Source organism: Roseibium sp., from assembly GCF_965229775.1.
GTDB lineage: Bacteria > Pseudomonadota > Alphaproteobacteria > Rhizobiales > Stappiaceae > Roseibium.
The window spans coordinates 5189905-5202944 of the sequence record NZ_OZ245929.1 but is presented as its reverse complement, the minus strand read 5'-3'; the positions used below and the strand labels follow the sequence as shown (position 1 = coordinate 5202944).

Below are 13040 nucleotides of genomic sequence, written 5' to 3'. Positions count from 1 at the left end.
ACCTGGTTCCCGCAGGCTCAGGAAATGTTCCGTGTCAATCAAAACGTAAGAGCCGCCAATACGGCACAAGCGATCGCGGGGCTGTTCAATGGCAAATAAAGAGGTCCGTCTTGTCGTTCGGTTGAAGGATGCGTTTTCGAAAGACGCGAAGATCCTCATCAACTCCATCGAGAAGGTCAACAAGACTCTCAGCGTCTTCGGGCGTATCTCGGGAGTTGCCGCAAAGAACTTTTCGACGATGTCTCGAAATGTTCGCCGCGCAGCTACCGACACAACTGCCTTGGCTGGCGGGCTCGGCTTGATGCTCGGTGACGCCGGCAAGAAGGTCTACGATCTCGAGGACACCTTGAACGAGATCGTCGGTCGTCGTTTCGGCAAAGACCTGGTGATGATGTTGCAGGACGGTTCGGAGTTGGGAAAAGACCAATTCCGCAAAAGCGTTCGCGACCTCATCGCCACGATCGATAAGGAGCTGCCCAGGACGGCGCTTCAGATCGCAAAGGCATATAACCAGCTGGTCCAGGCTGGCATGAACCACGAGCAGGTCGAGGGGATCCTCCCGACCGCTGTTGAGTACGCCATTGCCGGCAACTACGGCACGGAAGAAGCTGCTGACCGCATGACCAACATCATGACGGCGATGCGGCTGCCGATGGCCACCTACGAGCAGGCCGCCGAGTCTGCGCGAAGGGTTGCTGACACGCTGGCCTACGCGGCGAACATCACAAACTCCAACATGCACGAAATGACCGAGGCATTTAAGTACGCGGCACCGATCGCGTCGGCTCTCGGCATCAATATCGAGCAGCTGGCAGGCATGTTTGCCGTGATGGCCCGCAGCGGCATCAAAGGATCGGAAGCGGGCGTGGCTCTCCGGTCGATGCTGGTGCGGTTGGTGCGGCCGACGAAAGCCGGTGTCGCTGAACTCGCTAAGGTTGGCATCAACCTGCAGGACTATCTCGCAGAGAGCGATCCAATCTCAGTCGAAGACATCAAAACGTCTCTGTCCCTTGGCGGCATCAACTTCCAGGGTGGCGACGAGGCCATCGCCAAGGCGTTGGCGGATGACATAGGGCTGGCTGAGAAGGTTCAGAGGATTACAGACCTCGTGGCCGCTCAGGTCGGAGGATCGGCGGTCGACCGAAACCTGATTGCTGAGATGCTGACGGACCAGCTCTTTGCCAACGCCGAGTCGTTGGACATCGAGCGGCTGATTGCGGACATGCAGAAGGCCAATATCCCGGCCGCCGCGTTCTTCCGCATCTTCGACGTTCGTCAGGGTGCTCGTGGCAAGACACTCTTCAATGAAGATGTGTCAGCTTTCATCGAGCAGATCACCGAAAAGGCCAAAGGGTTCTCACAAGCCTTGAGCGCAGAGCGCATGGAAGGCTTCGTGGGGTCGGTCCAGCGGTTCAATTCCGCCATCACCCGTCTCTACATGACGATCGCTCAATCTGGTGTTCTCGACACGATCACCACGGCGCTGACAAAGGCCGTGGAACTGATCGACCGTATCGGCGAGGCCAATCCGAAGCTCCTTGAGTTCGGCACGTACGCCGCGATGGGCCTGGTTGCCGCTGTCCCCCTCGGACTGGCCGTAGCTGGACTGACGTCAATCATGGCAGCTCTCGGTTCGACTCTGGCCTTTCTGCTCACACCCCTTGGGGCGGTGGTTGCGGGCCTTGGGTACCTCGCAGTCGTGAACTTCCAACCAATCTTGACGTTCCTGAAAGGGTTCGGGCAGGGCGTGAGCGAGAACTTGGGTCCAAGGACGCAGTCTCTGATCGACCAGGTGATCGCTAAGTTCTCTGAACTCGGCGAAGTGACAAAGATGGGTGAGGCCGGCAAGGCACGTGACGGTTATTCCTGGGGTGAGTGGGTGGCCAACGGTTTGGAGGAGACGATCGTCTCCGTCGAGACCAGCTGGACACGCTTCGAGGCCGCTTGGAACAAGATCATCGCGTGGCGGAATGGTGTCGAGGCTGACATCAGGTCGGGTTTTCAATGGCTGACCGACGGGTCCTCGGACCAGTGGCTCGCTGACAAGTTCAAAGCGATCCCCGGCCTCCTGAAGGATGCGTGGGACGGCATCATGAACTCCGAAGTCGTCACCAAGTTCGGTCAGGCAGGGGCTGCGATATGGAAAGGCCTCAGCGGCATTGCTGTCGACTTCTACAATGCGGGTGTCTCGATGGTGCAATCCATCTGGGATGGTGCTGTGGCGAAGTTCGACGAGTTCATCGCGTGGCTCCGGGGCATTCCAGGGAGGATCCTCGGCGCGGTCGGAAGCATCGACCTATCAAGCGTGTTCAGCATCGGCGGCGCCGGTGGAACAGGTGGTCCTGGGCATTCACCCATTTCCCTCGGCGCCGGCGTCCCGGCGTCTGGCATTCCAGAGAAAACTCAGAACGTCATCAACAGCGGCGGAAACTCCGTCAGCTTCAGCAACGTCTTCCACGTCGAAGGATCCGGCGATGAAGCGGTGAAGAAGATGGCGGACTACCTGAAGGGCCAGCTCGACAGGTCCGCTCAAACGGCTTTCTCCGGAACCAAACCTTATGGAGACTACTGATGCTGATGGCATGGGGGCCGTTCATGTTCACCGTCCCGACCTATTCGGTCGAGGCATTGAGCCGGTCCATTTCTCCACGCATTGAAGCCCAGCCTGTGATCGGTGCAACGCCGCCGCTTCACAGGCTGGGGCCCACCAATGAAACCGTGACACTGTCCTCGACCTTTCACCCGATGCACCTAAATGGTGGTGGCCTTGCGCAACTTGCCGGGGTGCGGGCGGCGGCCTCGTCGTTGGTGCCATTCCCGTTGGTTCACATCAACGGCCTCATCCCGAACGTGTTTGGACTGTGGATCGCAAAGTCTGTCTCAGAAGAACAGACGATGTTTGATGCGGTTGGCCGTCCCCAGACGGTAACGGTCAAACTTGAGATGACGCAGGAAGGTGGCATCGGGGCGACGGCTCGGGGCATTGCCAACAAGGCGATTTCCGGAATAGGGAGCTTGTTCTAATGCCTGTTGTCGTCTTCTCGATAGAGGTCAACGGTCAAGACATCACGTCAAAGGTTGCCAGCCGCCTCCTCGACATGGTCGTCACCGACGGCGTTGGTCTGAAATCGGACACGTTGCAACTCACCCTTGATGACAAGGACGGACAGATCCAAAGCCCCAAGACCGGGGCGAAGATCCGGGCTAAGGGCGGCTATCAGGACAAGCAACGCGACTTCGGGGAGTTCGTGGTCGACAACGTCGAGTACGAAGGCTGGCCCCAGAGAATTTCGATCAGTGCTCAATCGGTCGACGCGAAGGGCAAGGCGAAGGAGAGGGAGCCGAAGGGATTTCCGAAGAAGACACATCCCACTTATGGGAAAATTTTCGAGGAAATCGCCGGAAAGCTCAACCTGTCTTTGTCGATGCTCTCTGACCTCAAAGGTTTGGTGTCGCCTGGGGAGTTTCAGGCCGAAGAGAACGGCTTGGAGTTCCTATCGCGTATCGCGGAGAAGATTGGGGCGAGCGTCTCGGTGAAATCTGGCCGGCTGGTGGTCGTCCCTGCAGGCAAAGGAAAGTCTGCCAGCGGGAAAGAGCTTGGCGGTGTCGCCGTGGCACCCGGTCTTAACCTCATCTCGTATAGCACAAGCCACAAAGACTCGAGTCGGTACAAGCAGGTCGAGGCCAGCTACTACGATCGCAAGAAGAACGAGCGCATCCCAATAATCTGGGACACGGGCATGGAAGGCCCGAAATTTACGCTGAGGTCACCGTTCGCGGACGAGGAAGAGGCCAAGAAGGCGGCGAAGGCCAAGGCGGACGACCTCGTTCGCGCCCAGGCAACGGCCACGTTCACGATCGACGGTGACCCGTATGCTCTCGCAGAGTCGTTGGTCAATGTGAGTGGCGTCAGGCCAGGTGTCGACGGCAAATGGCGGGCCACGAGCGTGGTCCATAACTTCTCGGCGACCGCTCCTTACACCACCGAGCTACAGTGCGAGGTACCCACCGAATGAGCTTTCTATCTCGGATGACCACCGGTCAGGATGGCAAGCCGGTCTACGTATGTGCCGACGGCGACATGGTCGACGCGGTTGCGAATGCTTTCTACGGCGAGCATGGCCGGAACACCGAAACGATCCTCGAACTCAACCCGGGCTTGGCAGCGGAAGGACCTGTTCTGACGGCCGGCACGCTGATCCGGATGCCCGAAGAGTCTGCAGTGGTCGAAACCAATCAACCGATTTCCCTCTGGGAATGACTTCGTGAGGTAGGTCACTCCCAGGATCTACCGCACCCAGGCCCGCCTGCAGGAGCTTCCTCGCCTGCAGGCGGGTTTCTTTTTGGCGTCAGGCACGGAGGTCGTGATGAAACCCATTCGCAATTGGAAAGACGTCGTTACGCGGGCTTGGAGCATTCGCCTGATCATCCTCGCAGGTCTGCTTTCCGGGCTCGAGGTGGCCTTGCCCTACTTCGGCGACTTCATAGCACCAGGGCGGTTCGCGCTGCTGTCTGTCGCCGTCACTGCGAGCGCGTTTGTCGCCCGTCTCACTGCACAGAAGGATCTCGAAGATGAGTAAGCGAGCGAAAGCGGCACTAGCGTCGGGCCTTGGCCTTGTGGCGCTGACCGCCACCTACCTGACCGCGCCGTGGGAAGGTACGGAGAACCGGGCGTATTGGGACCGGCTTGGAAAAGTCTGGACTGTCTGCACCGGCGAGACGAAGGGCGTCCGGAAGGGCGACTATTACACCGATGAGCAGTGCCGGGACATGCTCTACCGCACGCTCGAGAAAGACTACCGGCAACCGCTTCAGAAATGCGTTGCCGGTTACGACCAGCTTCCTCTCAGCCTTCAGGCGGCGATGCTCGACGCGGCTTACAACGTCGGTACCGGCGCGATCTGCCGTTCGACTGCAGCTCGTCGTGCCAAGGCGAAGCAGTATGCCGGTGCTTGCAAAGCGCTCACGCGTTTCAATAAGGCTGGCGGCAAAACGATCCGTGGTCTTGTTCTCCGCCGCGAGAATGGAGACCGCAATCGTATCGGTGAATACGAGCTTTGCATGACGGGCCTGAAATGAAACCCGGGGTCGCGGCACTTTGTATGACGAAAGAAGACTTCCGGGCACAGAACGTCCCCGGAAGTTTTTTTGTCTGTGACCCAGACAGCGATGGTGAGCAGTCCTTTTGGTACCGCTGTCCGTGTGGCTGCGGGCATCAAGGTCCGCTCACCGTCGGTGATGGGTTCAAGCCGCGTGGCGGTCCTTCGTGGAAATGGAACGGGAGCTTGGACAAGCCGAGCCTGGAACCGTCGGTTAATCACGTAGGTCACTGGCACGGCTGGCTTCGGAACGGAGAGTGGATTTCATGCTGACTCTTGTCGAGCTGGCTCTGAAGAGCCGAACCGTTGTTGCCGTCATCTCTGTGGCCGCCGTCCTAGGCGGCCTTCTCGTTTGGCACAAGGTCGATAAGTCGAGCGCCGTCCGTCGGGCGGTCGTGGAATACGTCGCGAAAGTGGAGCTGACATCGGCGCGGGTGCAGATGGAAGAGCTGAAGCGGCGAAAGTTGGTTGCGGAGCGGGTGAGCCGGCAGTTCCGCACCCTCATCGAACAGGCCAATGCCGACGCAGAGGCCGCAACAAAGGAGCTGGAAAAATATGCTTCGACCGTCGGTGCAGATTGCGTTGTGCAGCCTGATCTTATTGAGCGCCTGCGAAACCGTTGATGACCGCCTTCGTGCCGCTGCCGAGCAGGCAGGGGAGGTCGAGGCGACTAAGGAGCTTCCGGACTATCCGGAAGATTGCCGGCGCACTGAGCGCTCAGGTGTGCGGCCTGCCGAGCCGCTCGATGTTGCGTTGATCCGGACCGACAACGCACTCGGCCGTGCCAACTCTCGGATAGTTCGATGTTCCGGTTGGTACGACCAGATCAAAGATGGCTACGCGGAAGACGACGGGCCCTAAACCAAAACCAAAAACGACGAGGCCATCATGAAAGACCAGCTTTGGTTCATCGCTGCGACGGGCGGGGGCCTTGTCGTCTCGGTCCTTTGCTCTGACAAGCATTCGTTTGGGCTTGCCGCTGCACGGGTAGCGGCGGGCCTGTTCTGTTCAATCTTCCTGACCGACATCCTCATCGACTGGATGGATCTGGATCCCACCACCTATCGGAATGGGGTTGCGGGTTTGATGTCTATGTCTGGGTACGCGATCACTCGGTTCCTGGCCAACCTCCATGCCCGCGTGATCGTCGATCTGATCAAGTCCTTTCGCGGGGTGAAGTGATGCGCATGTTCCGTTCGTTGGAGATTGGAGACCGTTCATTCGGCTGGGTGGTCTTACTGGCGTTCCTTGCCTTCCTGGTACACAAGCCAGCGGTCGAGCTGTTCGATGATGTGACGACGCCTCAGCCATGGTTCGACGTCTCGCTTGACGTCTTCAAGGATCAGGAGGGCGGCTGGAACGTCAGATACAAGCGCCAGATCAACCGAAGTGTTCGGGGTGTTTGGTCGGCCCGGGTCTTCAAGATCGGGGAGCCGAAGCGGATCCCTTGCAATGGTAGCGAATATGCCCACTACAAGACGTACACGAGCGGAACGATCGTCATGACACTCGACGACTTTGTTGGTGACGACGATGGTTGTGACTTGCAGCCAGGTCGTTACGAGCTTTGCGCCAGCTATCTCTTGAGGAACGACGACGATAGGCAACGATCATTCGGCCCTGTCTGCACACGGTTCAACGTGGCACCTTAAAATTATGATCTGTAGTTTGACCCCGCGGCTTCGGCTGCGGGGTCTTTTTTCGTTTCTGGATCTATCCGCAGTTTCTTCGCATCGTGTCGATCAACACGAGAGACGACCTGGTACCATCACCGCTTTCGTTGGCCGTTTCGAAGGCATTGCCATTCTCGGCTTTCTGGTAGGCCCGGACGAAACTGTCTTGGTTTGATCTGACTATCGAGGATCCGACGGGCAGTCTGATCGGGCGATCGTCTTTCGCCGATGCTTTGAACTGTCCGATCGCGTCCTTCATGCAGCACCGGCAAATCTGCAAGACGTTGCCGTTGCATTTGATCTCGGCGAGTTCATCGCTGTCCTCATTGCAGAGGTCGCACCTGAACTCAGTCCAAGACTTATTGCCGATGATCGTGTCGACTGCCTTTCTCGGAGCAAAGTCCGGTAGGTTCTTCAGGATGAGGCCGATTGCCTCCTTCTCGGTATTCTCCCATTCCACGCCGGAGTAAGTCTCTGCCCATGCTTCACTCACGTCTTTCGCTGTAGGGCGTTGCGTGACAGTCAGGCCCCGTTCTGTGCAGGGCGGGTGCTCGAGCAAGTCGTCCGCGACGACGCCAGCTCGTGCCAGGATATTCAGAAAGTGGGAGCGTTTCAGGATGATGATGTCGCCTTCTCCCGCTAACGACTCTTTAATGTTTTCAACCGTATGCATTCCACCAAGGGTACTCATTAACCTACTCCACGTTGGTAGTGCGGAGGTTTAACTAGGTTGTGGTGTATCGCAATAAGGTTGCATTCCAGTAATCTGGAATAAATCGGTTGTGGCTCTAGGTTATTGAAATTCGCCCTGAGAGCATCGTTCTGGCTAAGGCCATGAAAACTCTCGTCATACCGCGCACCGATCCCTGGCCGTGCAATTTGACGACATTGTGAAAGAGCGACACCAAAACGACCGCAAGCCGGTACTTTTCCCCGTCATCGAGAATGAGCAGATCATCTGCGGCGTCCAAAACCTCTCGCTTAACTTGCGAGGCGATCTCTGCTTCCATCATCGCATCATCGCGTTTTCTGGCGTCCGAAGCGGTAAGGATCGCAGCCTGGTAGGCGGTGTAAAATTCACGCCGTTTTGAATACCAATCGAAGGATGAGTGGATGGAAGTCTCGAGGCGGTTGAGAACTTTGCTTCCGGATGCACGCCCGATGTTCTCCGCAGATCGATCAAGGTTCACACTGATGTAGGCGTCGATGATCATCTCGTTGACCGAAGACCACCGTGTCATAAGCGACCGGACAGGAATGTTGGTCGCGGTTGCGACGTCTTCCATGCTAAGGCGCCCGCCGTGCTTCTCTGCCAGCTCTATCATCGCCTTCTTTGCCAGGGCGAAATCGAACATAGAGCGGCCCAGCAAGTCGTCCAGGGAAACGTCCTCGGCATTTGCCAGCGCGATAAGCCGGCGAGATCCAATGTCTTCAGTCTCGCCGTTGAGGAATGCATAGACAGCACTCGGACTAATCCGTGCCCGACGGGCCCAATCCGCGATAGTAACCCCGCGTTGGGACGTGAAGGCGCGCAACGCCCGACGTATGTCTTCGCTGTCCATAGTGCGCCCATACGTATGATCGACGGGCTGTGCCAGAAACTCTTGGTGGTCCTTAGCGGGTAAGATAATTTTAGCGATCAAGCATTAGCGTCAGTACTGATTTTGCTGGACGTCGCTATTGGTGACGGCGGCTTCATGCGATTCATTCACAAGAAATGTCGGCGAAGCCTTCTGTTCGCACGAAAAAACATCTGTTCCAGTTAGGCCTACGCGAATAGAGCTTGCAAAAAAGGTTTGTCCTCCTGCAAAGTGAACAAAATGCAACCTAAAGACGTTTGGCCAAGGAAGAGGGGCTCATCTGAATTGACCGCAGAGCAGTGTCCCGAAGATTTGATACAAGTGAAACCCTTTTTGAAATGGGCAGGCGGTAAGCGTTGGCTTTTGCCTGAATTGCAGAAGTATCTTCCAGACGAGTTAGGGTGTTATTTCGAGCCGTTCTTGGGGGGAGGGGCCGTATTCTTTGGTGTGAAACCTCAACAAGCCGTTCTGTCGGACTTAAACCCAGAACTCATCCAGCTTTATCGTGTAGTTCGCGATGAGCCGGATGAACTGGAGAGGCTGCTGTACTTGCACCAGCAGCACCACTGTAAAGAATACTACTATGAGACTAGGGCAGCAAAACCGACGTCTCGAATTGAACAAGCGGCCTGGATGCTCTACCTCAATCGCACCTGTTTCAACGGATTGTATCGCGTCAATCGACGAGGGGAGTTCAATGTGCCGATTGGAACAAAAACCAAAGTAGTTTTCGAAGACGAGTCGTTCAGAGCACTCTCATGCGCGCTGGCAAATGCTGACCTAAACTCGCAAGATTTCGAGGCCACCATTCAGCAAGCCAATAACGGCGATTTTATCTACGTTGACCCACCGTACACCGTGGCCCACAACTTTAACGGCTTCCTCAAATACAACGACAATATTTTTTCCTGGGACGATCAAGTCAGGTTGCGAGAAACTCTCGACGACGCAGCCGTCAGAGGAGCGAGGATTATTGTCAGCAATGCAAATCACGATTCAATTCGGGAGCTGTATCGTGGTTTTGGCGAGGTGAAAGAACTACCCAGATATTCTGCAATTGCCGGACCTGCGGGAAGGAGAGTTCCCACGTCAGAATTACTAATTTGTATGGGTGGCTAGTCTTGGAATATTTAATGAATTTTATTCGTTGGCTGAGATGGGTAGTCACAAAAATTCCTATTTATGGCCAGCTCGTGAATTCATCCGGAGCTTCGTTTCGAGCTGCGATCAATGATTTGTTTATCACAACACTGTTTTCTCTTCTTCCTCTTTGGTTCTATCCGATCATAGTAACATTTAGTTTCGGTGCGCCTTTCTGGAGTACTGTGAAATCTTTTGTAAGCGGTGGCGAGTTCTTTATTTATTCGGCGGCCTTAGTGGGGCCACTTATATACGCCATAACGAAAAACTATGGTGAGGAAGAAGATCGCAACGGCGCCCGGGCAGACGGTGTGTTCCCAAAGATTCTTTCGATACAATTCCCCTACGGAGCTTGGTTTGTCCTAGTTTCGATTCTTGTTTGCTGTTTTGCAGCAATCTTCTTCGGAATAATGAGAGCCAACTCTTCAGCAAACCTTCCTATACAGCCTGAGGAAGAGACTTTATTCTTCGTTTCGGGTGGTCTTTATGTCTTCACTCTCTCTTGCTTCTTCTGCGTTTCGGTTTACCGGCTGAACTTGGAGAACACCCCTCGTGAGTTCGGGCGTGACACTCGCAACCTTATGGATCAGTGGGAGCATCGTCATGACTGAGGAAATGAACCTCGTTGATCCCGATCCGGTTACACTCAGGTTCGAGTGCCTAAAAGCCAGGCAGCCTATTGGAGATGTTTTTCTCGCGAGCGTCCCGTATGATCAACTGGTGAAAATCACCTATTTTGATGTGCGGCGAGTTCTACAGGAAGATCGAGATGTGGAACGCTACTTGGGTATTCAAAGGCCACTGATAAATTCGCGAGTAGATGGTCTGCAAAAGTATGTGAACTTCTTCGACGCTTCTTTTCCAACGGCTATCATCATTGCCGTCGACGAGCGGTTTGCAGAATACGACGAACAAACAAAGAGCATCTCTCTTTCCAATGTTCCGCGGGACGGCGACCGGCCTGAGATTCCGATACGCAACATTGCTCGCGTACTCGACGGACAACATAGAATAGCTGGGCTTAGAGGGTTCAAAGGCGATGCTTTTGACCTGCCGGTAACGATTTTCGTCGGAGCTGATATTGCAGACCAAGCGCATATTTTTGCGACTGTCAATTTGGAACAACAGAAGGTCAATAAGAGCCTAGCTTATGACCTGTATTCTCTTGCTAAGTCTCGTAGTCCTCAGAAAACTTGCCATAATGTTGCAGTTGTGCTCGACCAGGATCGAGACAGCCCGTTGTACAAACGGATAAAGAGGTTGGGGGTCTCTACGGATGGAAGGGATTTCGAACCGATTTCTCAAGCAACCTTTGTAGAAGCGCTGATGACTTATGTCTCGGCAGAGCCAAAGGTTGATCGCGACAAACTCTTGAAAGGCGAGATGCTTGAAAAGGTTGATGCAGAGGAGCTTTGGAAGCGCCCATTTAGAAACATGTTCGTTACGGAAAATGACGTCCAGATCGTTGAGGTAATTTTTAACTATTTCTCTTCTGTCAAGGATCGCTGGCCAATAGCATGGGCCAGCAATGACAGTGGGAATATGTTGAACAGGACCAACGGCTTTCGAGCATTTATGCGTGCCTTTCAACACGTCCATAAGCTTCACGGTACGCCGTCAGGTGTTGTGCCTCGCGAATTTATGGATGAATTTATGCGCAAAGTGCCGCTTAAGGATCGCGACTTCAACACTGACAATTTCAAGCCCGGGTCAGCAGGAGAGTCGGCTTTGTTGAGTGTTTTGCGTGACGTGCAATAGTTAACGTGCTCGATGGATTGGATCGCGGTTTACGCTGGCGCTAGTTTCGGAGCTTGAAACACGGTGTGATCTTCGCATGTGGCGTTGGGATTTGGCTTCGGTTTAGGTAACTGTGATCGTTCGCGGATCGAACGCGCCCAAAATCGTGGCCAAGAACCTTCGCCTTTGAGCGCGTCTGTGCAAGATGCGCTCAAGCACTGGCTGATGATGTTTGGGTTTTCAAGCTCGGCACAGTGAGACGACATTACCAACGCGTTTCGTCACATAGTTCGCCCAGGCTTCCATCACGGGTGCACGGCGATCAAGTAGGTCGGATCTGGCATAGGATCTTTCGACCGTGGATCCGATCTTGTGGTTGAGGATTGTTTCGGCCACTTCGAACGAGCAGACGTCGTTGTCCTGGACCCACGTGCGGAATGCGGTGCGGAACCCGTGCGGCCGACCTGGCTCATCGACACGGTCGAGATAGACCTCGATGCCGCGAGAGGTGATCGGTTTGTTGCGTCGGCCTGGGAACATAAGCTCGCGGCCCTGTTCTTCCGCCTCCCTCACAATCTCTAGAGCAGCTTCAGGCAAAGGCACGTGGAAGTCTCGAACCTTGCCCTCGCGTCCCTTCACTCGCTCCTTAGGGACGATCCATACCCCGTCTTTCACCTCGGTGGTCCGGGCCATTCTGCAGCCATCGAAGCGCACCAATGTCAGGAGCATCCATTGAAGGCACCGGCCTGCGGCAGTGGAGGGGTCAAGCTTGTTCCAAAGCGCCGGCACATCGCGCCAGTCGGTTGCTTCGATGTGCGTGACCTCGTGGTTGTGGTCGCCAAGCAATCGCTCTGCTGCGTCTACCGTGAACGGGTCGCAACTGATCCCGGCGTATCGGCTTTCATTGAATACGATGCGGGTCCGTTGGATAGCCTTCTCAGCCGTTGGGTGTTTTTTGCGCCAGATTGGTTTGATTGCGTCCTTGATATCCATCTGGGTTATCTGGGACATGCGCTTGCGGCCGATCTTCGGGATGACATGGATATCGAGAGGGCTTCGCCATCGTCCCCGGACACCGCCGCCGCGAAGGCGGCCCTTAATCTGTTCGAACACCACGTCCACCATTTCAGCGAACGTCGGATCCTCTTTGTCGCGTTCGGCGATTTCTGCGAGCCGGTCTTCTTCGCGCTTCGAGATCGGGTCGATGCCTTCAGCCAGTACGGCGGCCCATTTGTCACGAGCCTCGCGAGCGGTAGCGAGTGAGATGTCGGGCCAGGTACCAAGGCCCATGTCCCGGCGTTTGCCGAGGTGGCTGTACCGAAAGTACCACGTCCCGGTCACACCCTTTTTGATCATCATCAGGCCGCCGCCGTCGTAGAGCCTGCTCTCTTTGGAGTTCTTGATCGCGGTAGCCGTAAGTTTGTTTTTCATCCCGGTTCTCTCCTGACCCCACAGCCAACCCCACAGCTAACCCCACAGGAGAGGGTGTGCTGCTATGTTGAGTCCTGAAAGGCTCTGATAAACGAGAGAGGATGAAAGTCAATCTTTTCAAGTATGTATCATCATCTGGCGTTAGGCTCTGAACAGTCTGGTAAACGTTGTCAGGTGTTTCTCGACCGCACCATGACAACCAGATACCTCGCTGGTTGAACAGGCGTCCTTCGGGACGCCTTTTGTTTTTTTGCCTCCCTTTTTACGAAGCTTCAGACACAGGCCGTAGCCTGCGGTGCCGATTTGAGTTACCTTACGTAATATTGCCTGCTTTGCCCTATTCCGATTGCGGGGCATTGCGATTTTTTACCCAACTTGAT

The 13040-nt window shown here is 55.4% G+C and carries 16 protein-coding genes; 13 read left to right on the top strand and 3 right to left on the bottom strand.

Going from position 1 to position 13040, the window contains the following annotated elements; translation table 11 throughout:
• Window positions 1–88: 88 nt before the first annotated feature.
• The 10 genes from ACO07N_RS23470 (at window position 89) to ACO07N_RS23425 (ending at window position 6751) form a co-directional block, all read left to right on the top strand.
• A complete protein-coding gene (locus tag ACO07N_RS23470) occupies window positions 89–2572 on the top strand; it encodes a phage tail tape measure protein (protein WP_421983336.1) in 2484 nt (827 codons plus the stop codon).
• Between the two features lie 23 nt (window positions 2573–2595).
• Window positions 2596–3024 carry a phage tail protein gene (locus ACO07N_RS23465; RefSeq protein WP_421983335.1) on the top strand — a complete coding sequence of 143 codons (429 nt, stop codon included), beginning with the start codon at window positions 2596–2598 and terminating at the stop codon, window positions 3022–3024.
• A complete protein-coding gene (locus ACO07N_RS23460; protein WP_421983334.1) occupies window positions 3024–4016 on the top strand; it encodes a phage late control D family protein in 993 nt (330 codons plus the stop codon). The genes ACO07N_RS23465 and ACO07N_RS23460 overlap by 1 nt, the downstream gene beginning before the upstream one ends.
• A complete protein-coding gene (locus tag ACO07N_RS23455; RefSeq protein ID WP_421983333.1) occupies window positions 4013–4261 on the top strand; it encodes a tail protein X in 249 nt (82 codons plus the stop codon). The genes ACO07N_RS23460 and ACO07N_RS23455 overlap by 4 nt, the downstream gene beginning before the upstream one ends.
• Before the next feature lie 106 nt (window positions 4262–4367).
• Entirely contained in the window at window positions 4368–4580 is a 213-nt protein-coding gene (locus tag ACO07N_RS23450; RefSeq protein WP_421983332.1) for a hypothetical protein, read from the top strand.
• Window positions 4573–5079 carry a lysozyme gene (locus ACO07N_RS23445; RefSeq protein ID WP_421983331.1) on the top strand — a complete coding sequence of 169 codons (507 nt, stop codon included), beginning with the start codon at window positions 4573–4575 and terminating at the stop codon, window positions 5077–5079. The genes ACO07N_RS23450 and ACO07N_RS23445 overlap by 8 nt, the downstream gene beginning before the upstream one ends.
• Window positions 5076–5372, top strand: a complete 297-nt coding sequence (locus ACO07N_RS23440) for a DUF6527 family protein (protein WP_421983330.1) — start codon at window positions 5076–5078, stop codon at window positions 5370–5372. Before ACO07N_RS23445 ends, ACO07N_RS23440 begins: the two co-directional genes overlap by 4 nt.
• Entirely contained in the window at window positions 5366–5722 is a 357-nt protein-coding gene (locus ACO07N_RS23435; RefSeq protein ID WP_421983329.1) for a hypothetical protein, read from the top strand. Before ACO07N_RS23440 ends, ACO07N_RS23435 begins: the two co-directional genes overlap by 7 nt.
• Window positions 5723–5987: 265 nt before the next feature.
• Window positions 5988–6281 carry a hypothetical protein gene (locus ACO07N_RS23430; RefSeq protein WP_421983328.1) on the top strand — a complete coding sequence of 98 codons (294 nt, stop codon included), beginning with the start codon at window positions 5988–5990 and terminating at the stop codon, window positions 6279–6281.
• Between the two features lie 5 nt (window positions 6282–6286).
• The gene (locus ACO07N_RS23425) at window positions 6287–6751 is read left to right on the top strand and encodes a hypothetical protein (RefSeq protein ID WP_421983327.1); all 465 of its coding nucleotides are present in this window, start codon (window positions 6287–6289) and stop codon (window positions 6749–6751) included.
• A gap of 61 nt (window positions 6752–6812) precedes the next feature.
• Here the strand turns inward: ACO07N_RS23425 and ACO07N_RS23420 are convergent, their stop codons facing one another.
• Both ACO07N_RS23420 and ACO07N_RS23415 read right to left on the bottom strand, forming a co-directional pair.
• Window positions 6813–7463, bottom strand: a complete 651-nt coding sequence (locus ACO07N_RS23420) for a hypothetical protein (protein WP_421983326.1) — start codon at window positions 7461–7463, stop codon at window positions 6813–6815.
• 97 nt (window positions 7464–7560) lie between these two features.
• Window positions 7561–8334 (bottom strand): helix-turn-helix domain-containing protein, encoded by a 774-nt coding sequence (locus ACO07N_RS23415; protein ID WP_421983325.1) that lies wholly within the window; start codon window positions 8332–8334, stop codon window positions 7561–7563.
• A 303-nt stretch (window positions 8335–8637) separates the two neighbouring features.
• Between ACO07N_RS23415 and ACO07N_RS23410 the strand changes: the two genes are divergently transcribed.
• Genes ACO07N_RS23410 through ACO07N_RS23400 form a run of 3 tightly spaced genes read left to right on the top strand, consistent with a single transcriptional unit; the run spans window position 8638 to window position 11250 of the window.
• A complete protein-coding gene (locus ACO07N_RS23410; RefSeq protein ID WP_421983324.1) occupies window positions 8638–9471 on the top strand; it encodes a DNA adenine methylase in 834 nt (277 codons plus the stop codon).
• A 14-nt stretch (window positions 9472–9485) separates the two neighbouring features.
• Complete coding sequence (locus tag ACO07N_RS23405; RefSeq protein ID WP_421983323.1) at window positions 9486–10103, top strand: hypothetical protein; 618 nt, start codon at window positions 9486–9488, stop codon at window positions 10101–10103.
• Window positions 10096–11250: a DGQHR domain-containing protein gene (locus ACO07N_RS23400; protein ID WP_421983322.1), complete on the top strand. Its 1155-nt coding sequence runs from the start codon at window positions 10096–10098 to the stop codon at window positions 11248–11250. Before ACO07N_RS23405 ends, ACO07N_RS23400 begins: the two co-directional genes overlap by 8 nt.
• 219 nt (window positions 11251–11469) lie before the next feature.
• Here ACO07N_RS23400 and ACO07N_RS23395 read toward each other — a convergent pair whose 3' ends face one another.
• Window positions 11470–12660 carry a tyrosine-type recombinase/integrase gene (locus ACO07N_RS23395; RefSeq protein ID WP_421983321.1) on the bottom strand — a complete coding sequence of 397 codons (1191 nt, stop codon included), beginning with the start codon at window positions 12658–12660 and terminating at the stop codon, window positions 11470–11472.
• Between the last annotated feature and the right edge of the window lie 380 nt (window positions 12661–13040).